Below are 24,514 nucleotides of genomic sequence, written 5' to 3' on the forward strand. Positions count from 1 at the left end.
AGAGACCTGGCGGCAAAACGCGGATTTTATATGCTAAGATGGTTTCTAAAAGTAAAATGTCATCTTTACTACTGTAAAAAATAACTAGTCAAACGTAAAAAATATTAGTTGACGTAAAATTCGTCATAGTTAACTAATTTTTAATATTAGTAAATCTCCGTTTCATTAAACAATTTACTTTATATATTCCAATAGTCACTATTTATATCACTGTTATATTTATATTCAATCTTTTCTTTTCCACACTTACAAAAACTAGCTGTACCGATCCGTCCTGTTTTAAAATTTTCACTATCTTGAGTTTTAATAAAGTTATATTTATGAATACATTTAGGTCCTTTTACTTTATTTATCCATTCCCGTAACATAAAGTAATCACTCTCCTTTAAAGAATATTCCTCGTGGATTTCTGCATTGATAAAATTTTAAGAAATATTTTCAATCAATGACTATGTTATGCCTTAGTGTACAAAATTCATGAGATGTTGGTGCTCCCTCATGCCCATCAACTTAAGAAAATAATTTCACTCAAAAACGAAAAAATGAGCCCTTGTTCCTATTAAATTCCTTCCATAGATTAAGGAAGGAATTTATAGTTCAATTATACATGTTCCTTTTGATTATTTATTTGCATATCGTATTTTGACCAAAACTATATGCAAATGAGGTGAAAACATGCCCATTACGAATCGATTTTCTACCACTACTAACGGTGCACTCGCTATTACAGGTAATACTTTAGGCTTAAGTAAAATTAGTAATCAAAACCGTGCTGGTACAATCGGGGCAATTGGTGCATTCGCAACTACGAATACTGCTTTACAAGTACCTACTTTCCCTGCTGGTACAACGTTAAACTATATACAAAATAGTTCTACCGCTATTTTAAATATCCCTGCTGGTAGTACGATTCTTTACGCAGAACTCGTTTGGGGTGGAAACTATTTATCTCGTGATCAAAACATTACGAGTGTATTAGGAAACCCAGTTTCTTTTACAACACCTGTTTCAACATACTCGATTACTCCTTCAGCTGTTACAGCTTCTAATCAAACATTCGTTTCTGGATCTGTCACATTTGGATTCTATACACGCTCCGCAGATGTAACATCCCTCGTTCAGGCTGGAGGATCAGGCTCTTATACAACGGGATCTGTCCCTGGACTTGTTGATCCTTTAGATGCTTCTAACGGAGCTATTAATTCTGCTGGATGGACGCTTATTGTCGCTTATCAAAACGGAACATTACCTGCAAGAAACTTAACCATTTACGTAGCTGGTAATCGTGTTTCTGCTGATACTGGTAGTGCCGATGTAGCTGTCTCAGGATTTTTAACACCTTCAGGAGGGCCAGTAAGCGGAAGATTATTTTTAAGTTCTACCGAAGGAGATGCTGATTTAATTGGGGATCAGGCTCTATTCGGACCTAATTTCAGTTCATTAAATGCTTTATCTGGACCTAACAATGCTGTAAATAATTTCTTCGGTTCCCAAATTAATAATGCCGCTGGAAACTTAGATACAACTGGGACATTTGGAACGCGAAATCAAAGTGCCTCTACAGGTACAAACATCTCTGCTGGAAGACAAGGCTGGGACATTACTTCTATTGATATTTCTCCTTATTTAACAAATTCTCAAGTATCTGCCGCAATCCGTTTAACTACTAACGGAGATGCATATATGTTAAATACAGTCGGTTTACAAATCAACATAAATTCCCCTAACATACAAGCAACGAAAAGCGTGAATAAAAGTGTTGCTGCAATTGGAGATGTTCTCACTTATACAGTTACGATTCCTAACACCGGACTTCTTCCCGCCAATAACGTTATTTTTACAGACATTCTCCCTAACGGGACTTCCTTTATACCTGGCACTGTAACAATAGATAATGTCCCGCAAACAAACGCAAATCCAGCCGCTGGTATATCTCTTGGAACAATCAATAATGGTGCTTCTCGCACAGTAACTTTCCAAGCTACTGTCGTTTCTCTGCCAAATCCAAATCCGATTTCTAACACTGCTAATATTACATTTCAATATACACCAATCGCCGGAGGAACGACCTTTAACGGTCTGGCAACAAGCAACTCTGCTGGAACACAAGTTAACCTGGCAGATATTAATGGTACAAAATCAGTTAACAAAATTTTTACTGATATTGGTGAAACGCTAACTTACAGTATTGCCTTAGCTAATATAGGAAATATCGCCGCAACGAATGTGATATATACAGATCCAATTCCAAGCGGGACTATTTTCATTCCAGGCAGTGTAACCGTGAACGGAGTTACTCAAGTTGGTGTAAATCCCGCTAATGGTATATCAATTGGATCAATTGCTGCAAATTCTACGACTACTGTTTCATTTCAAGTATTCGTTCCTTCTATCCCGCAAACAAATCCAATATTAAATAGTGGTACCACAACATACCAATACACTCCTGTGCCAAATCAACCTGCAGTAAGTGGAACTGATACGACCAATATCGTATCCACTCAAGTGAATAATGCTACTGTAACAATGACGAAAGCAGTAGATAAAAATTATGCAGATATTGGCGATACACTGACTTACACTGTTGCCTTTACAGGTACAGGTAATACAAACGCGAACAATGTTATTTTTACAGATGTCATTCCTACTGGAACAACTTTTGTTCTAAACAGTTTAACAATTGATGGCACGACACAAGTGGGCGCAAATCCCGCTACTGGCGTGAACATTGGATCTATCCCAAGCGGCACAACAAAAAATGTTACATTTCAAGTAGTAGTAAATACAATACCCGCGTCAAATGTCGTATCTAACGGATCAAGCGCTTCTTATCAATATACCGTCAATCCTAGCCAATCACCCGTTATGAAAAATATTTCTTCTAATCTCGTTTCCACTCAAATTAACAATGCGAATGTAACATTATCAAAATCAACTAACAAACAATTTGCCACAATTGGCGAAACGATAAATTATACAATCCTTATTACAAACAGTGGAAATACAGCTGCAACGAACGTACAGCTAACAGATTCACTTCCAAATGGAACGATATTAACACCAGGTTCTGTAACACTCAACGGTGTTTTACAAAATGTAAATTCTCTCGTTTCCATACCTATTGGTACAATACCCGGCGGAGCTACTTTCACTTTATCCTTTCAAGTAACAGTCATTAACCTTACCGCTCAAAACCCTATCATTAATAATGCTTTTGCTTCTTATATTTACACTGTAAATCCAAGCCTGCCACCAACTTCCAAAACAGCAAACTCTAATTCTGTTACAACAGCAATTAGAATAGCAAACCTTCAAGCTACTAAATCTGTAGATAAAACGTTTGCTGAAGTTGGAGATGTATTAACTTATACCTTCTCTCTTACAAACAATGGAAACGTTACGGCGAACAATGTAGTACTATCTGATTCAATTGCGAACGGTACTTCCTTTATATCGAACAGTGTTATCGTTAACGGTGTTACTCAACCTGGCGCAACACCAGCTAGCATCAATATTGGTAGCATCAATGTTAATACTACAATTACAGCTTCATTCCAAGTAGTAATCACTAGCATTCCAAACCCAAACCCTATTTCGAATAGCGCTTCCATTTCCTATAACTTTATCGTTGATCCAAACGCTTCACCTGTAAGTAAGAACACTACTTCAACTACTACATTTACTCAAGTAAACGATGCAAATGTCATTTCAGCCAAAACAGTGGATCGAGCGTTCGCTACCGTAGGGGATATATTAACTTATACTGTTACTTTGACGAATGCAGGAAGTGTTTCTGCTGATAGCCCTACTTTCGTAGATACGAATCCAGACGGTACTACCTTTATTCCAAATACTTTTCTTATTAATGGTGTACTTCAAAATAACGCAGATCCAAATATAGGTGTTCCACTACCTTCCATTGCTACGAACGGCTCACTTACAGTCTCTTATCAAGTATCTGTCACCTCTTTACCAACACAAAATCCAACAATAAATTCATCTAGTACACAGTATAGCTTTATTTTAAATCCGGGCGACCCACCAACTATAGAAACATCTTTAAGTAATACTGTCAGTACACAAATTAATGTAGCAAATGTAGTTATTGTCAAACAGGTAGATTTAACTATTGCTGACGTTGGGCAACCAATCACATATACCATTGCTTTAGCTAACCCAGGAAATACTCCAGCAAATAATGTTGTTGTTACTGATATACTACCTCCTGGTACGACTCTCGTACCAAATAGTATTTTTATAGGTGGTGCTTTACAGCTAGGTGCAGATCCAAGTGTTGGCCTTCAAGCTGGTACGATTCCAGCAGGCGGAATTACAACAATTGTTTTCCAAATTAGTGCAACCAGTTTACCTTCACCAAATCCAGTTCAAAACAGCGCCGCACTTCAATATAGCTTTATTGCCGATCCAAATTTACCTGCTGTTGTGAGAAATGCTACTAGTAATATAGTAACTACACAAATTAATACTGCTAATATTGTCGCTACGAAACTAACAAGTACAAATTTCGCTGATGTTGGCGATGTCATAACTTATGCAACGATTTTAACGAATAACGGCAATATCCCTGCCTCCAATGTAACGTTTACAGATATCATTCCAGCTGGTACCATCTTCCTTCCTAACACTGTAACGATTAACGGCGTCCCTATAGCTAATGCAAACCCGGCTAATGGCATTTTAATTGGTACGATAGGAGCGAATTCATCACGTACTGTTTCATTTCAAGTTTCTGTACCAACTATTCCTAGTCCAAATCCGATTACAAATCAATCAGGCACAACATTTCAATATACGTATGATCCATCCAAACCTGCTGTGATGCAGATGGTTGCTTCTAACACTGTACAGACAACTATTAATAACGCCTCAATTGCCGCTACTAAATCTGCAGATAAACAGTTTGCTAACGTAAATGATATGATTACGTACACGACTACTTTAACGAATAACGGGAACACACTTGCATCAAATGTAATATTTACAGATGTAATTCCAAACGGAACATCGTTTATTCCTAATAGTGTTACTGTAAATGGGAATACACTGCCTAATGTCAATCCAGCAAGCGGAATTGCAATCGACCCAATAAATCCGAATGCAAATACAATCATCTCATTCCAAGTACAAGTAAATTCTATCCCGAATCCAAATCCAATTCCGAACCAAAGTAATACAACGTACCAGTATGTCGTAGATCCTAACTTACCTCCAGCATCCGCCAATACGTTAAGTAACGTAATAACAACTCAAATTAATAATGCTACAATCATCGCTACGAAGTCAGTGAATACACCGACTGCTGCAATTGGAGATATCGTTACTTATACGATTGCCGTTACAAACACAGGAAATATCCCTGCTAGTGCAACTGTTTTAATAGATGGACTTGGTGCATGGGCTTCATTTATCCAAAACTCCGTAACGATTAATGATGTTCCACAGCCAGGATTAGATCCATCACTTGGTATTCATTTGGCAGATATCCCGCCAGGAAATAGTGTATTTATTACCTTTGAAGCACAAATTTTAGCAATACCACCTAGTGGTACATTAACAAATAATGCCCTTGTAAATTATGAATATACCGTGAATCCAAACCAATCTCCTGCTGTTGGTAGTACAATTACGAATACGACGGTTACTCCAATTGTTGATGCTACTTTATCTATAAATAAAACCGTGAATTCAACATTTGCTACTATTGGGGATACACTTACATTCACCTCAACCATTACTAATTCCGGTAACACTACCGCAAGCAATGTTATTTTTACAGACGTCATTCCAAATGGCACAACGTTTATTCCAAATAGTTTTACGATAAATGGAACAACCATTCCTAATACAAATCCACAAAACGGTATCAATATTGGTAACTTGAATGCAAATGCATCGGTTACGCTTAGTTTTCAAGTAAACATTACAACTCTTCCAAACCCTAATCCAATTCCGAACCAATCATCAACTCAATACAGTTTTATTGTAGATATAAATGAACCACCTGTATCTCGGACAATTCAATCTAATACCACTTTTACACAAATAAATTCTGCTTCCGTTATCGCAACGAAGACTGCAAGCAGTGCATTTGCTTCTGTTGGAGATACAGTTACGTATACAACTACTCTCACTAATAGCGGAAATACTACTGCAAACACACCTGTTTTTATTGATATATTACCACCTGAACTTTCATTCGTTCCTGATAGTGTACAAATTAATACCATTCCACAACTTGGATTTAGACCAGATAGCGGGATTTCTTTAGACTCAATTCCAGTTGGAGGAACGACAACAATTAGCTTTCAAGCTATCGTTGGCTCAATACCAGTTACAAATCCAACTTTGAACCAGTCTAGCACGACATACTCGATCATTGTTGATCCTACCCAGCCGCCGGTGACAGAAACAGCTACAAGTAATCCAACTTTAGTTCAAATTAACGAAGCGATTATTCAAGCAACGAAAAGTGTGGATCGACTATTTTCTGACGTAGCACCTGGAAATTCATTTTTAACGTATACTGTTTTATTGGAGAATATAGGAAACACAACTGCTACGAATATCATTTTTACAGATCCGATTCCAAATAATACAGTGTTTATAGCGGATAGCGTTCGAGTAGGCGGGGTTTTATTACCTGGGGTAAATCCAGCGAATGGGATACCAATTGGGGATATTATTGCAGGAGATTTTACAAACGTTACCTTCCGTGTGCAAGTAGTTAGCATTCCAAATCCAATTTTCACAATTGGACCTGGGGGGCCAAACTCACCAGTTGTAAATGGCGCTTCTATTGATTATCAATTTATGACAGGACCTAATTTACCACTCGTTTCAAGAAGTACGACATCCAATCCGGTTTCGACACAAATAAATTCCGGAGAAATTACACTTGTTAAATCTGTAGATAAAACTTTCGCAACAATTGGCGATACAATTTCTTATACGATTACATTAAATAACCCTGGAAATGTCACTTCACAAAATATAATTTTCACAGATATTTTACCTGACGGAACGACATTCATATCTGGCACTCTTGCAAACGATTCTGGTACACAGCAAATCGGAAATCCAGCTAACGGGATTCAGATTGGAAATATAAACCCAAATGGAACGGCCGTTATTACTCTCAACGTACTTGTTACAAACATTCCAAGTATAAATCCAATTACTAATTTTAGTTCTGTACAATTTGCACACGTCGTTGACCCTAGCCAAGCTTCTGTATTACAAACAACTATATCAAATACAGTTTCGACAACAATTAACAGTGCGATATTAACAACCCAAAAAAGTGTTGATAAATCTATCGTTTCCGTCGGGGATACACTTACGTATACAACGACTATTACAAATACAGGAAATACATCGGCTACAAATATAACTTTTACAAGTGCGATTCCTTCTAGTACTACTTTTGTACCAGATTCATTCACAATAAATGGGGTCCAACAGCTTGGTGCACAACCAGCACTTGGAGTCAATATACCAAATATCGATCCTGGCGAAACAGTAACTGTTACTTTCCAAGTAAATGTTATTTCTGTTCCCCCTTCCAGTTCGATTATGGGCAATGATACAATTTTATATTCGTATACTGTTGATCCAAGTGCCGCTCCTGTTACAACTTCTACTTCAACGAATATCGTTACAAACCCGGTACTAGATGCTATGATTACAATGATTAAATCAGTCGATCAAACACTTGTAACACTAGGTGATACCCTTACCTATACAACAATTTTAACGAATAGTGGGAATACAAACGCTACGAATATTACGTTCACTGACCTTATACCAAATGGTACAACGTTTATTACTGATAGCGTTACAATTGATGGCATCACACAAATTGGATTGAATCCTAATACAGGCATAACAATTGGATCAATTGCCTCTAACAGCTCAATAGCAATAGCATTTCAAGTGACCGCTACTTCTACACCAGCCCAAAATCCTATTGCCAATTCCGCTACTGCTTCTTACACATTTATCGCGAATCCAAATACACCAATTGTTTCAAGAAATGTTACTTCAAACACAACATTTACTACAATTAATACAGCTACCGTTCTTTCATCTAAACAAGTTGATAAAACATTTAGCCACATCGGAGATACGCTCACTTATACTGTCGCTTTAACAAACAATGGAAACTCATCCGCACAAAATGTTATTTTCACAGATACCGTACCGAGCGGAACTACATTTATTGCAAACACATTTTCTATTAATGGAGTTCCTCAAAGTGGGGCGGATCCATCGAACGGTGTGAATATTGGGACAATAACAGCCGGGACTACAGTAACAGTTTCGTTCCAAGTTACTGTAACATCATTACCAAACCAAAACCCAATTGTAAATTTCTCATCAACATCGTATCAATTAGTCTCACCACCTGATGCAGAAACTTCAATTAGTAATCCTGTTTCAACCCAAATTAACGAAGCAATATTGTCTATGACGAAAAATGAAAGTGTATCCTTTGCAGATATCGGGCAAACTGCTTTTTATACTACTTCTATTACCAATGTAGGCAATACCGACGCAACGAATATTGTATTCACAGATACATTACCAAGTGGACTCACATTTGTTCCTAACACATTAACTGTCGATGGCGTTTTACAACCTAACGCAGATCCAAATACAGGTGTATTACTTGCAACACTTCCACCAAATGAAATATATAGTATCGTCTTTCAAGTTACAGTAAACAATATTCCCCCTAGTAACCCAGCACCAAATACAGCATCAACGACGTATGAATTTACTGTTGATCCTGTTAATCCTCCCGTTTCAAGTGCAGCTACTTCCAACACTACACTCCTTCAAATAAACAACGCAACTATTATTAGCACCAAAACAGCAGATCTTACTTTTGCGGATGTTGGTAATACAATAACATTTACACTTAACCTTCCTAATACCGGAAATGTGACCGCAACTAATGTAACTATTATCGATATTCTTGATAGCAATTTAAGTTTCGTTCCAAATAGTTTCACAGCTAATGGGCAAACCATTCCAAACGCTGATTTATCTACTGGTGTAAATATCGGTTCCATTAATGGTGGGAATGCGGCAACCGTCACATTCCAAGCAACTGTTATTACACTTCCAACACTGAATCCCATTTCTAATTCTGCTTCTATCACATATCATTATGTCGTTGATCCTAGCCAGCCACCTATTACAACTTCCAATCAATCTAATGCAACGACAACACAAATTAATAGCGCTATCCTTACTGCACAAAAAAATTCAAATGTATCAACGGTAGATATCGGGCAGGATATTACCTACACTGTTACAATTACAAATGGCGGAAATGTGAGTGCAACGAATGTTATTTTTACCGATCTTATTCCAGACGGAACTTCCTTTGAACCGAATAGCTTTACATTGAACGGAACTACCATCCCAAATGCAGATATTATTACAGGTGTTCCAATTGGTGATATCGCGCCAAACCAATCTGTCATTGTGGCATTTCACATTATCGCCAATGAAATTCCACCTATAAATCCCATTACGAATCAAGCTAGCATTAGCTTCCAGCATATCGTTAATCCAGCTAATCCTCCAGTTTCAAAAAATATTACTTCTAACACCATTGCAACAAAAATTGAAAGTGCTATTTTAAATACGATTAAAATAGGAGATAAAACTTTTGCAACGATTGGTGATACGATTACGTATACAACTACGATTACGAATACTGGAAATATTCCAGCTAACAACGTTGTTTTCTCAGACCCTTTACCTTCATGGACACAGTTTGTTGCAGGATCAATTGTTGTTGACGATACTTCATTACCATCCGCTTCTATCACCAGCGGTATTGGCATAAATACAGTCAATCCAAATCAAACTGTAACAATCATATTCCAAGTTCAAATTGTAAGCAATCCAACAACATTCACTCCTGAACTCCAAAACTTAGGATTTGTGAACTTCCAATATAACGTAGGCAATGCATTACAGGCTCAGCCTGGCAATGTGGAAACGAACGTCTTCGTTACTTCTATTCATTCAGCAATACTTTCAGCTGTAAAAACTGCTAGTACAGCCTTTGCGAATATTGGAGACACGATCACTTATACAGTTTTAATTCAAAATAGCGGCAATACAAACGCTACGAATGTAAATTTCTCAGACCTTATTCCAGCGGGAACGATCTTTGTTGAAAATAGTTTTGCTGTAAATGGAAGTATCATTCCAGGTGCAAATCCAAATAACGGAGTTAATATCGGAACCGTTAGCGCGAGTAGTTCCTTAACTGTTACTTTCCAAGTCATAGTTACATCTACTCCACCTTCAAACCCAATTACAAACGTTGCATCTATTCAATTCACATTCATTGTTGATCCGGCCTCTCCTCCTGTTACAGGCACGATAAATTCTAATAGCGCTTCAACACAAATTAATAACGCGACTGTTACAACTGTTTTACAAGCAAATCGTTCAATTGTGTCTATCGGAGATGTAATTACGTATACAGCAACATTAACAAACACTGGAAACTTTCCTGCAAATTCTGTATTACTCATTAATGGGATTCCTGAAGGGGCATTATTTGTTCCAAATAGTGTTACGCTTAACGGGATTTCACTCCCAGATGCAAGTCCAACACTCGGTATTCCAGTTGGTATTATCGCACCAGGTGATTCTGCTACTATTACGTTCCAATTTCTTGCAACTTCTATTCCACCGCAAGGGGCAATCATAAATCAAGCCATTACAAGTTACACGTATATCGTCGATCCGAGTCAACCTCCAGTTACAGCAACATCCTCGTCTAATACGGTTAATACAGCTGTTGTTGATGCATCGTTATCCGTAATTAAAAGTACAGATTCTCTCGTACAATCTACTGACGGTACAATCACTTACACAGTAGTCGTTCAAAATAACGGAAATACTACTGCAAATACAGTTACTTTAACAGATTTGGTCCCCGAAGGAACTGCCTTTATTCCGAATAGCGTAACTATTAATAGCGTTTCCGTTCCAGATGCTGATCCTAACGTAGGAATACCATTAAACTCCATCACACCGTCAGAAATCATCACTGTAACATTCCAGGTTATCGTTCAATCCATTCCAAGCGTCAATCCAATTTCTAATATAGCTCGTATTGACTATACTTTTATCGCCGATCCAACTGCTCCTACCATCTCTCGAACAATTACGTCTAATCCAGCTTTCACACAAATTTCGGATGCGAATGTTCTTTCTTTAAAAGCAGTCAATGCACAACAAGCGACAACAGGGGATATTTTGACCTATACGATAACACTAGAAAATACCGGAAATATTCCAGCTACTAATCTATTATTTTCAGATACGCTTCCAGAAGGGACTACATTCGTAGAAAATAGTTTTACACTTAACGGAACAGCTATACTTGGTGCCAATCCAAATGCAGGTGTTACTTTGCCTACCCTAGTAGCAAACGCTACTCACCTGATTTCATTCCAAATTCTAATTAACGATTCATTCTCGCAACAATCAATTACAAATCAGTCTCATACAACATATACAATTCAACCAGACCCAGGACAACCGCCTATTACGGAAACATCTACAAGTAATATTGTTATTGCAAATTTCGTTCTAGCACAATTGACAGTTACAAAAACATCCAATCCAACAACTGTAGATATCGGTGGAACTATCCTTTATATTTCTGAAGTGAAAAATATCGGTAATGTTGACGCAATAAATATTAATTTTACAGATTCTATCCCTGCTGGGACTACATTCGTTCCCGATAGTGTCACAATTAATGGTGTCCTTCAGCCAGGTGTAAACCCTGAAAACGGAATACCGATTGGAACAATTCCAGCAAACAGTTCCAAAACGATACTATTTCAAGTGCAAACAAATAATCCACCGAATGAAACTGAAATTGTAAATCAATCTTCAGCAACTTACCAATATGTAAGTATTCCTACAGCCCCACCAGTAAATCGCTCTGCAAATTCTAACATTGTTACAACATCACTTCAAAATGCAAATATTATTTCTGTTAAAAGTGCGGATGTAAATTTCGTATCAATCGGGCAAATGATTACCTACACAAATACACTTCAAAATATAGGAACCGTTCCGGCTAACAATATCGTGTTCATTGATACCATTCCAGAAGGTACTATATTCATTGAAGATAGCTTAGCAATAAATAATGTAATTCAGCCTGGCGTGAATCCTGAAAACGGAGTAACTCTCGGCACGATACAACCAAATGAAACAGTCACTATTTCATTCCAAGTACAACTTACAAATATACCAGAGGGCAATACAGTCATTAATATTTCAGACACTTCGTACGAATACCAAATTGACCCTAGTTCTCCAATTATTCAGCGTAGATCGTTATCAAATGCAGTAAATACTGAAGTGCGAACGGCAAATGTTAGTGCAATTAAATCCGCTAACAGATCCATTACACGTATCGGTCAAATCATCACATATACAGTCGCAGTTACAAACGCCGGTACAATACCTATTACAAATACTCTCCTACTTGACGCAATTGCTTCTGGCACCACATTCGTTCCAAATAGCATTCTTGTAGATGGCGTACCAAGACTTAACGAAAATCCAATTACCGGTATCAATCTTGATATAATTCTTCCAAATAATACGATTATTGTTACGTTCCAAGTAAGCGTAGTTTCTATACCGCCACAAAATAACATTAATAATATCGCCGTCATTCACTATGAGTATCGACCAGACCCAAGCACACCACCAATTTCAGAAACGACCTCTTCCAATGCTACAAACATACAATTTATTGATGCTATTCTTATTGCTACAAAGTCCACTAATACTGTATTAGCTAACATTGATGAAACCATTGAATATACAGTATTCATTCAAAATAATGGATCGACTACAACTAACTCCATCTTTTTTACAGATACTATAGCGAATGGAACAGTATTTATTCCAGGAAGTGTAATAGTTAATAATACTGTGCTTCCTGCAGCAGATCCAAATATCGGCTTTTCCATTCCTAATGTCGCAGCAGGTCAAATGGCTACAATAACATTCCAAGTTTCCGTTACGAATTTACCTGCTGTAAATCCAACACCTAATACTGCAAACATCGTCTACGACTTTATTTTCAATTCTGACTTTGCACCAATTCAAAAATCTACTACTTCCAATACTACTTTTGTTCAAATTAATGATGCTGATATCGTTTCACTTAAAACTGTTGATTTGACCTCTGTAACGATTGGTGACATTTTAACTTATACAACAACTTTAACGAATACGGGGAATACGGATGCAACTGCTGTTGTATTTACAGACAATATACCTGATGGAACAACCTTTATTGACGGTAGCGTTTTAGTAAATAACATTCCTCAGCTTAATGCCAATCCAAGTGCTGGTATACTTGTAGGAACGATTGCTCCTAACACTTCTATCCCAGTCACATTTTCTGTTACCGTCGTAGCTCTTCCAGCCAGCGGTCGTGTTCAAAATCAATCAACTTCTCGTTATACAATAAACGTGGAAGAACAAATATCGACTAGCAATATTACCTTCACTGAAGTTATTTCTGCTAATGTAATTGCGACAAAAACAACACCTATCCAATATGCTGACCTACAAACTATTATCCCTTACACTATTTCCATTACAAACAATGGGAATATACAAGTAGAAAACATTATTGTTACAGATATCATCCCAGCAAATACGAGCTTTATAGAGAATAGTGTTATCGTGAATGGCAACGCTCGGCCAAATGACAATCCACTTAACGGTATACAAATTGATAACATTCCGCCTAATACGACAGCAACCATTCTATTCCAAGTACGGGTTACTTCGATTCCACAAACAAATCCAATCTCTAACACGAGTACAATTGAATATGAATACACGGTACCAAATCGACCACCTATTACCGAAACTATTATTTCATCAGCTGCTTTAACAGAAATTAATCATGCGAATTTGAATAGTAATAAAGCTGTTGACCTTGCATTTGCAACGGTTGGTGATACGTTAACGTATACGATTACACTAAATCAAACCGGTAATGTTGCAGTAAATGATGTAATCATTCAAGATATGATTCCTCAAGGTACTACATTTATAGAAAATAGTGTCATTGTAAACGGAGAAACTCTTCCAGGGGTGAATCCAGTAAGCGGTATACCAATTGGTACTATAACTATTGGTGGAGACGCTATCGTTTCATTCCAAGTAACTGTAACTTCTATTCCAACACCAAACGAACTAAACAACAACGCAATTACTACTTTTAACTATATAGTCAATCCAAATAACGTACCTGTTACAAATACGACTACAACAAATACCGTAACAACTACTGTCCAAAATGATAATGTCATTGCCATAAAATCTGTTGATGTAACGAATGCCTTACCTGCTCAAACTTTAACGTATACAATTACGATTATGAATAGCGGTAATGTAACGATTGAAGACCTTCTTGTTATAGACACCATACCAATAGATACGACTTTTGTTGCTGGTAGTGTTACGATTAACGGAATCAATCAGCCTAATGAGAATCCTGAAAATGGTATTATATTAGGAAATCTTGCTCCTAATGAGTTTGTTATTATTACGTTCCAAGTAACAATATCTTCTTCTACTCTTCAATCTACAATTAATAATAATGCTTCTATTTCCTATACCGTTATCATTGATCCAACAAAACCACCTATTACAATTACAAAACAAACAAATACTGTTACAACAACATTAATTGAGCCATTAATTAACATTGAGAAAACAGCAGACAAATCTATCGTCGTTATAGGAGATATCATTACATTCACATTAGCGGTATTTAATCACTCCACAATTCCGACAATCAGTACTTCTGTTATAGACACAATTCCAGCTGGTACAATATTTATAGAGAACAGCGTAACAATTAACGGTACTCCCGTTCCAAATGTTCGTCCAGACACTGGTATTAATATTGGTTCTTTATCTGCAGATTCAGTAGCAACTATAACATTTCAAGTTCTCGCAACTTCTATTCCTTCAAACAGTACAATTATAAATTCTGCAACAGTTACCGCTGCTTTTCAATTGACACCACAGGATCCAATTATTACTTTCATTGTTAATTCAAATATTGTTCGTATACCAGTTCAATTTATAACTGCAATAGTCACGAAAAATACTTCCGTCAGCTCAGCTTATTTAAATCAATATTTTGATTACACGGTACGTATTACAAATACTTCTGAAATTTCACTCTCAAATATTTCTTTACAAGATACAATTCCAGCAGGTTTACAATTTATTAACGGAACTGTCTTTATTAACGGTGAACGCTCTCCACTAGCAAATCCGAATATCGGTTTCCTAGTCGCTACTAATTTGGAACCAAACGAAACAATTATCGTGTTATTCACAGTACAAGTAATAAGTCCACCTGTTAATAATGAGTATAAAAATACGGCCAATATTTCTTTACAACTTCAAGTCTCACCTACCGACCCACCAATTACAGTAACCGTTACAAGTAACGAAAACATCGTCACCTTTGTTCCAGAAAATCCAGATGAAACACTTCCAAATTTAAGTTGCTTCTTTGACGGTGAACGCTTCATTCGCATTACTCCTCGAAATATAAGAAATTGCCTTTGGGCTTGGATTTGGTGGCAGTAATTAAATAAAAATAAAAAGCTTGTAATGTGGATATTATCCACATTACAAGCTTTTTTGACATGGTACCTCCATTTACTTAAACCATTTCAAACCTCTGATAAAAAATTATTTAGTTGAAAAGAGAATATAAAAGTAAAAGGTGAGGTTGGACGAAATAGTGTAAAGGCTTGTCCACTGATATGATTTATGTAAGAAATACAGGTAATGTATATGAAGCAATCTGAGTTATGAAAATAAAATATACAACACTGAGTATAACTGCTATTTATATTTAGCAGCTAATATCTAATTCAGTAACGAATCAAATTACCTCATTTCACCCTCTTGGGTAAAGCTGAACCTGAATGTACAATTATTGAATGAACATGAACATTAACTTGAGCATCACTAAAATAATTTTTACCTTGATCCCAATCCTTACTTATTTTCTTCCATTCTTTATAATTATGCCGCTTATATACTTCTCCAAGTTCCAAAACATCTACTTTATGTTTTTTTTGAATAAGCTTTATTGATTTTTGGATGTGCTTTTTTATTTCCTTTGAAATCTCCTCCTCCAAACTCTTCTCATTTATAAGTTGTTTATGATTACTAAAGTGTAACTCTGCCAGTGTACCTTCCAAGGATAAATGAACATCAAACTCCGGTTGCGTAGTATCTTCAGTAAATACCTTAATGTTACGTTGTAGTTTATGAATTTCATATGTAATAAGCTGATTCTTTTTACGTATGGTAAAAAAACCTCCAATTTTTCTACCTATCAGGTAATTCATCCCCATTGTTTGTTCTCCACTTAACATTCCGACATACTTGTTATCTTTTCCACGAAACAGTGCAGCCCCTTCCATTTGTATCCCTTGTTTTGTTAACTTTAAGATAGGTAATACAAAACTTCGTTTTGAAATAATTTTTTCCTGCACATCCCCAATTCTTGCTGCCTCAACCATCTGAGCATTTTTCGGGGGATGTTCAGCTAACATATCAATATACTGTGCTGGTAAATTTTCGGGTTTTGCACTTTGATTCAAGACAGCTTCTGCGTTTTTCTCAGAAACAAATAGACGGATATTGCGTCTCATTTCATGATCTCGAATATATACATCTAACGTATTCTGTAAAATATATGGATTCGAGAGTAACTCTTCAGAAAAAATAATCACTTGTATATGCGGAAAAAATAATGTGCGACTAATTTTTTTAGCGATAATTCGTATTTGTTCAAACACACTATCAGCTTTTGCACTCACATTAATATAATTATTACTATTTCCACCACCTTGTCCTCCTTGTTGCGTTACCTGAGGGAGTACCACCTGATACGTCCCTTTCATTATTGGATTCGATTGTTTTTTCTTCACAATATCGTATGCAGCCCCTACTACAAATCCTCTTTCTTCTATTTCTGCTAATTCAGAGCAACCACTGATAGATCCAGCTACAAGCATAATCACAATAATTTTGGGAAGGTATTTCATTTTCACGATTCCTCCACTTTATTCTATATATAATAAAAACAATAAAAGTGTTAATACGAAAAAAGGTGAAAAACGGAATATAATTGTAATGCTATATACAGGAAACAAGAAAATAAATAACTACAAAACAAGAAAAGTTACTAATCGTTTATTTGGAAACAGACATGAATCTCTACAGAATCCAGATTTATAATTTATATCAAAAAAATTTATATTAACCCTTCTTTTGTCAAGATGATAATGATTAAAACATTATAGGTTTAGTTTAATTAGTTGTTTGTAGTATTATAGTAACTTATGTTATGAAAAAAGCTTTTGTTAATGGAAAATAAGACTGTTCTGAAATTTAATATATCTCTATATGGATAGTTTGCTTATAAAATAAAGAACCTATATTGATTCATTATTTTATAAATCTTCTGGGGATAGGAATAAGAAATTTAAATTTAATCCATAACTAGGGGCTTTTTAAAAGATATGAATTTAATTATAAATTCATGAAGCACTATGCTTAGTATGTGATTATTTCTGAAATTTATGTTGTTTTTAATGACAAAGAATATAAATTTTAAATTGTTACATAAAATATATATTTATTAATAAGGAACAGTGTTGATATACTAAACGAGCATTCCATAAATGACGAAAAAGAAACAACGGGAGACAAATTGTTCTCTAATTTTGCCATCAAGCATATCAAGATGCAGGTGGATGTAACGAACAATCCCCTGGGCACCTACTTAAGTTTAGTTCATCAAAAAAATAGGATGGTAGGGGGAGCACCATATTGCTATCAAGCTAAAATTTTAGAGCATCCCCAAAACATGATTTTGCGCTAACTTGTAACTAAAAAGTTCATTTTTTCGTTTTGGGGTGATTCTGCAATTCTTAAGTTACTAGGTATTTAATGCTATTTTTTATTCTGCACCTTTAAATTTTAGAGAATATTCACAGCTGTAATTTTGCAGGTTGAAATAGCAAACCTAACAATTGTAGTTGGACTTATAGGTAAAGTACCTAGAACTATACCAAGGCCTGTTTGTTCTACGTTAAAATCTGCTGCAGTAGAACCAGTACTTGCTAAAAGATTCACCGTAGAACCAATAAGCGTATCTAGCAATTCCCTAATTGGTCTTTCGCGACAATCACATTCGCATCCTAAGTCTACAGGTGGGAGTAATGTTATAGATGGTCCTGGCGGTAAAAACCCTACCCCTGTTACATCAGAAATATTGACTACAAAGGATGTGGAACCATCTGTAACTGTAACTAGAAAATCATTTACGGAAGTGATAGTAAATAAAAAGAAAAGTGGTGGGACGTTTGGTGCATCTGCAATAGTGCCAAGAAGCACTGTTTCCCCAATAAGTTGTTGTAAAACATTCTGCATAGGTAAAACACAACAATCACAAAGACAACCTTCAGTTGCCCCCGTTGAGCCTGTTGCCCCCGTTGGGCCTGTTGCCCCCGTTGAGCCTGTTGCCCCCGTTGGGCCTGTTGCCCCCGTTGAGCCTGTTGCTCCCGTTGGGCCTGTTGCCCCCGTTGGGCCTGTCCCTCCGGTTGGGCCTGTTGGTAGAGTAAATGATGGAATTGGTGGCAGTGTAGGGCCAATTAAATTTGGATTCAATGCATTAGCTTGAAACATTTCGTTTTTATCAAACATATAACTACCTCCTATGGGTATAATTTATTATAGGAATATATACAGTTACCTTATATAAAAATTATTTATCATTATACAATATGCTATCCCTTTACTATTGTGTGTGTTGTTTTGTGATGATCCAATGACAGGATTTTTTTATTAATAGTAAATCCAGTTCTGACGTAAAGACTGTACATATTTGAAGAGGTATATAGGGTTTTAATGAAATTTGTTCTTGTTGGTATCTCACAAAATGTCCATCAAATTAAGCAATTTTAATACTCCTAAATAGAACAAATACGCTAAGAATTTCACTATAAAAAATCCGTTATATTAAGTGTTAAATGGATTATAAAGCCCTTTCAAAAATAATAAAGTGGTTACTTTAAGCACTACAGAAACAATTTTAAAAAGCCTTACTACAATTTATTTGTAGTAAGGCTTTTATAATTTTTATATCAAATGCAAGTAATTTTATTATCATTTTATAAATTATTTATGTATAATTTTTTTAAAATTAAAACCAATTAATACAAATAATACTCCAATTATCCCAATAAAGAATAATAAATAACTTATTGGAATTAAGAAGAAAGCAGGCTCTACCAAAGTACCATCAGGCTCCATACTTGAACCGACCATGCCTGAAATAATTAAGCATGCAATACCTAATAATATTGGTGTAATAGCTAATATAAATTTATTGTTTTTCAATAAATTTTTGTTGGTTATAGACTCTTGGTTTTTCTTTTTAATAAAAAACATTAATTTAATTTCTTATTAAATAATTTGATAATATCTTCATAAACTAAACTTACTTAAATTTTATAGGAGTGTACCATTAGTGAAAAAAACTTGGATGCTATTCATTCTTTTATTTCTTTTTATTTGTTTCACACCAAAATATACTTACGCTTTTACTGATAGTCGTAAAGCGTATGAGAGAACAGGGAAGGTAATTTGGGAAGTAAATACAAAGGAAAAAATAGTTGCAATCGCATTTGATGATGGTCCGCATCCTATTTTTACACCTCAAATATTAGATATTTTGGCCAAATATAATGCAAAGGCAACTTTCTTTGTAGCAGGAAATAAAGCTAAACGGTTTCCTGCTGTTTTAAAAAGGCAAGTGAGAGAAGGACATGAGGTCGCTAATCATACTTATCATCACATATATGACAAAAATATTACTGTTTCTAAGTTAACGAAGGAATTAGATCAAACAGACCAAATTATAAAGCGTACCATCGGTTATAAACCTAACCTTTATCGTCCAGTTGGAGGTCTTCATAATGATTTAATTATTGATACAGCTATTAAAAATGAAAAGTTAGTTATTCTTTGGTCATGGCATCAGGATCCTCAAGATTGGAAAAGCCCAGCAGCTAACCAAATATTTAAACATATAACAAGAAATATTGAACCTGGTAATATCGTTCTGCTGCATGATTGGAATGGAAGTGAATATTCACAAACATCTCAAACTGTTAAAGCATTAGAAAATATCATGAGATATTTATATGAAAATGGTTATGAATGTGTAACGGTATCTGAAATGCTTTATCGTTCAACAACAATAATTCCATCTTTTCTTGATCCTTTTCAAACAATATATAGAAAAGATAAAATCGTGCGTCCATCAATCTAACCCAGTAATATCATTGTAATTCTTCAGCAATCAACTCGATTTTATGAAAAAAACTAAATATTCACAAAACATAACTGCCGTTACTTTACAAAGAAAGGAATCCTTATATTACTTTTTCAGCCTCCGAATACTTTCTATGCCTAACTTACATATATTGCCTATTTCCTATCTATGAAATGGGCAACCTCAAAGTTAATGGGGGTTAATGGAAATTTGACAAGAGAAAGGTGTGCGATACCTGCTTCTTGAATATAAACATCAAGGGAATTGCTATTAGTACCAGAGTAAACGTTCATCCCTTCAGGAATACTCTTCTTATGGAATCATTTTTCAACATTACATCAGAATCCATAGCAGTGCTTTAGTTATACAAGAAAAACGATACTTCATTATTGAAGTATCGCAAAAAACTATTTACATGTTATAGCCTATCCAGTATTAATTACTCACCTAAAATTGCAACGGGGCTAAACGATTCATAATGAATCAATTCCTTTGGAACTTCCCATTCGTGCAAAATTTTAATAATAGCTTCCATAAAAGGAAGAGAACCGCATATATAAAAATTTGCTTCCTTGGTAGCAATGTTTGACTTTAAGAAGTTTAAGTTAATATATCCTTCTTTATCAAAGTTGTTGGAAGTTTTGTCCTCCTCTGTTGGTGAGTCGTAACAAACCAATGATTTTATATTTTCATTTTTAGTAGCCAATTGCTTTATTTCCTCATGAAATGCGTGTGTCTTACTATTAAGAGTAGAATGAATAAACGTGATGCTCTGTTTTGATTCTTTCTGAGTAAGATATTCTAACATACTTAATAAAGGAGTAATCCCGATACCTCCACTAATTAAAACTATAGGCAAGTCATCTTCTTTAAGTGTAAAATCGCCAGCAGGAGCAGAAATTGAGAGCGAATCTCCCATTTGAATTTGTTTATGTAAGTAATTCGATACAATTCCATCAGGTGAAACTTCGTGTTCATTTTCCCGTTTTACACTTATGCGGTAATAATCTTTACCAGGAGCTTCGGAAAGACTGTAATGGCGAATGTGAGTATACTTTTCTCCAGGAATTTTTGCTTTAATGGTAAGGTATTGTCCAGGTTTATATGCTGCAATAACTTTTCCATCTTCAGGTATTAGATAAAAAGAGGTAACTTCATTACTTTCTTTTTCCTTTTTATCCACAATAAAATTGCGGTACCCGTCCCATCCCCCTGGTTGGCTTTTTGCTTCTTTGTACAGATTCTTTTCAATCTCAATAAAAGCATTAGCAATATAACCATATGCTTTTCCCCATGCATCTATAATTTCATCTGTTGCAGCATCCCCAAGAACATCTTTTACTGCTTGTAACAAAGTTTCTCCTACTACAGGATATTGTTCGGCTTTAATCCCGATAGCTCGGTGTTTTTGAGAAATTCGTTCAATTACAGGTTTTATCGCATCTAGGTTGGTGATGTACTCCCCGGCTGCATAAACAGCGTATCCCAAAGCTTCCTGTTGGAGACCTCTTTTCTGATTGGTTTGATTAAAGATATTATTTAAATCAGGGGTTTTCTCGAATAAAAGCTCGTAAAACCTTTTACCTATTTCTGTACTATGTTCTTTTAATACTGGAGCTGTTGACTGCACAATTTGAATTGTTTTCTCGTCAATCATAAATGGTACATCCCTTCGTATACAATGTTCTTATAAAACATTAGCATTATTTGAAATTCCTCTTTTATTATTCCATTTTTTTACTTTTTCACTCCAGGATAACGAATCTTTTTTTATTTTTATAGATCTAAACTGGTCCAATAGTTTCTGTGATTCTGGTACAATTGCTCTGAAATTTTTGTGCCAGAAACTTCTTAGTTACGTATTGAAAAATGTTATCATTTTCTGTAAAAGGCCAATGAATTAAACGTACCTAATTTTTTAGATTTTTGTATCCGGTAAGATGGAATTAAACTTAGAAATTACGTGTTCCGGAAAAAACGAATTGAAAACCATAAAAATTGTTGAGTGGCTCAAAAAAGAAGTAATCGTTGCCGTATGCCTAAACGACTATTTTCGGTCCTTATTATACAATTCTTGTTACATCAGTAGTTGTAGCCTTAGCGTACGAAATTCGCGTTTTGTCGGCAGAACCTCATTGCTATCAAGCTAAAAGCCTTGATGATATTAACTCAATAAAATCGATATCTATGCATTTTATTCAATAAACAGATTTGTTATTTGTTTATTCTCATCATAGTGACCACAAATAGGTGCTCCTATATAAGGAGAGCCGTAAACACTACTTTTTCGGATATGAAATTGAAAGCTAGAATTACTATCTACCATACAGGTTATGTGATAAGTATCTTCTATTTCATAAATATCAGTAAGAGTAGCTATGAAAAACATTCTTATCATACCTTTCTATATTATAAAGTTTATTTAGTTTTTCATTACTAAATATAAAAATATTAAAAATTTTTTCATTTGAGTAGCGGGGAAAATAGTTAACTTATAAAATACTATATGTAATCGATTTAAATGATTTGATCTTTATAATTATGAACAAATTGTTTTAGAGTAGTTGGTTTCCTTTCGAGCAGCTGTTCTAAATCTAAAGTGACTTTTTTAGCCAAACCTAATCGTGCTGTAGTATAAATACCAATCATCACCATTATGAAATCATTCTTCAAACCTTTTTGCATCATTCTTTTTCTAAACTTAAGAATACTAGGATTTGTATATATGATGTTTTCCTTTGTTTCTTTTGAAATAGTTTCAGCAACTTCATAATATGTCAATGCTTCACTTCCAGTTAAATCATAAGTCTTGAATTTATGTCCATCTTCAATTAATACTTTTGCAGCAACCTCACCAATATCTCTTACATCAATAAAACTGGTTTTCCCATTTCCCGCTGGTACTTCAATAATTTTTTCATTTCTTAATTCATCACCATGTTGAGATAATAGATTTTGCATAAAAAAGCTCGGTCTTAAAAATGTATAAGGAATTCCAGAATCTTTGATGATTTTTTCGATTTTAGCATGAGGTACAATTGGATTTTTTTCTACACCTAACAAAGATAAGAATACAATATGTTTAATCCCTACTTCTTTTGCAGCATCTATAACAGGTTGAAAATACTTTTTGGCATCAGCAAGGTGAGGGGGACGCAGAAGAAATAATTTTGTAATCCCACTTAAAGCTGTTTTTATGGATGAGGGGGTTTCAAAATCAAAATAAACTCCCTTACTTTCTTTTCTACGAGTTGCCACCTGAAAATTAACATTTTTTTGCATTAACGTCTTTACAACCTCTTTTCCTACATGACCTGTAGCACCTGTCACTAAAATCATTTTTATCATCCTTTATTTTAGTTTTAAATTTTGAATCATATTTTGTAAAACACCGATTGTTATTTCTATCTCGTCTTTTGGAATATCTTTTATAGAGATCCTAATTACATCATTACTGATATGCTCTAATTCATTTAGTAATGAATTTGCTTTATCTGTTAAAAATACTAGGTGTGAGCGTTTGTCATTTGGATTATGCTTAGTAATAATCCAATCTTTTTGCAATAACCTTTGAATAATTCCTGTTACTGTTGGGCGGTCAGCAAATAATCTTTCTGCAATCATAGCAGGTGTTGTTCCAGTTGGATGAAGCGAAATATCCTTTAAAACGGCCCATTGTTGAGCGGTTACCTTATATACTTTTAATTGATTTGTTAATTCCGTTTTTGTCATTACACTTACTTTATTTAATAAATATCCTAAGTTATCCATGTATATCCCCTCTAGTTAGCATACTAATCATATAGTTAGTATACTAATTATATGATTGGAAATCAATTTAATTATATTATTTAGATTAGATAATTAAATGTATGTCAAAAATCAAAACTACTTATAAAATACAGTAACTAATTGTTTTACAAATTTTGATTACCATAAACCAAAAATTGTACGTTTTCAAACATTTTAGAGGCAAACTATCTATTTTTTTGTACTTATATAGAAAACTACTAATAAAGAACTAGTTTTGAGCTT

9 protein-coding genes are annotated in these 24,514 nt (G+C 35.0%); 2 read left to right on the forward strand and 7 right to left on the reverse strand.

Going from position 1 to position 24,514, the window contains the following annotated elements; translation table 11 throughout:
* Nucleotides 1–179 precede the first annotated feature (179 nt).
* Nucleotides 180–368, reverse strand: a complete 189-nt coding sequence (locus tag RTP99_RS07820; RefSeq protein WP_000943186.1) for a hypothetical protein — start codon at nt 366–368, stop codon at nt 180–182.
* Nucleotides 369–675: 307 nt separating this feature from the next.
* Here RTP99_RS07820 and RTP99_RS07825 point away from each other — a divergent pair, with 307 nt between their 5' ends.
* Nucleotides 676–15,708 carry a DUF7507 domain-containing protein gene (locus tag RTP99_RS07825; RefSeq protein WP_312365133.1) on the forward strand — a complete coding sequence of 5,011 codons (15,033 nt, stop codon included), beginning with the start codon at nt 676–678 and terminating at the stop codon, nt 15,706–15,708.
* A 311-nt stretch (nt 15,709–16,019) separates the two neighbouring features.
* On the opposite strand, the gene RTP99_RS07830 is transcribed toward RTP99_RS07825, so the two are convergent.
* The 3 genes from RTP99_RS07830 to RTP99_RS07845 all read right to left on the reverse strand — a co-directional run bounded on the left by RTP99_RS07830 (nt 16,020) and on the right by RTP99_RS07845 (nt 19,593).
* Nucleotides 16,020–17,183, reverse strand: coding sequence for a Ger(x)C family spore germination protein (locus RTP99_RS07830; RefSeq protein ID WP_095843093.1), 1,164 nt, complete (start codon nt 17,181–17,183; stop codon nt 16,020–16,022).
* 937 nt (nt 17,184–18,120) lie between these two features.
* Entirely contained in the window at nt 18,121–18,846 is a 726-nt protein-coding gene (locus RTP99_RS27835; RefSeq protein WP_095843094.1) for an exosporium leader peptide-containing protein, read from the reverse strand.
* A gap of 474 nt (nt 18,847–19,320) precedes the next feature.
* The gene (locus RTP99_RS07845) at nt 19,321–19,593 is read right to left on the reverse strand and encodes a DUF3955 domain-containing protein (protein WP_095843095.1); all 273 of its coding nucleotides are present in this window, start codon (nt 19,591–19,593) and stop codon (nt 19,321–19,323) included.
* Between the two features lie 79 nt (nt 19,594–19,672).
* Here RTP99_RS07845 and RTP99_RS07850 point away from each other — a divergent pair, with 79 nt between their 5' ends.
* Nucleotides 19,673–20,476, forward strand: a complete 804-nt coding sequence (locus RTP99_RS07850; RefSeq protein WP_095843096.1) for a polysaccharide deacetylase family protein — start codon at nt 19,673–19,675, stop codon at nt 20,474–20,476.
* Between the two features lie 442 nt (nt 20,477–20,918).
* On the opposite strand, the gene hmpA is transcribed toward RTP99_RS07850, so the two are convergent.
* From hmpA to RTP99_RS07865, 3 genes are all read right to left on the reverse strand, one after another.
* Nucleotides 20,919–22,136, reverse strand: a complete 1,218-nt coding sequence (hmpA, locus tag RTP99_RS07855) for an NO-inducible flavohemoprotein (RefSeq protein WP_312365140.1) — start codon at nt 22,134–22,136, stop codon at nt 20,919–20,921.
* Nucleotides 22,137–22,996: 860 nt separating this feature from the next.
* A complete protein-coding gene (locus RTP99_RS07860; protein ID WP_095843099.1) occupies nt 22,997–23,818 on the reverse strand; it encodes an SDR family oxidoreductase in 822 nt (273 codons plus the stop codon).
* 12 nt (nt 23,819–23,830) lie between these two features.
* On the reverse strand, nt 23,831–24,250 hold the full coding sequence (locus RTP99_RS07865; protein WP_095843100.1) for a MarR family winged helix-turn-helix transcriptional regulator: 420 nt from the start codon (nt 24,248–24,250) through the stop codon (nt 23,831–23,833).
* Nucleotides 24,251–24,514 lie beyond the last annotated feature (264 nt).

The sequence above is a fragment of the Bacillus sp. (in: firmicutes) genome (genome assembly GCF_031983925.1).
Taxonomy (GTDB): Bacteria; Bacillota; Bacilli; order Bacillales; family Bacillaceae_G; genus Bacillus_A; species Bacillus_A pacificus.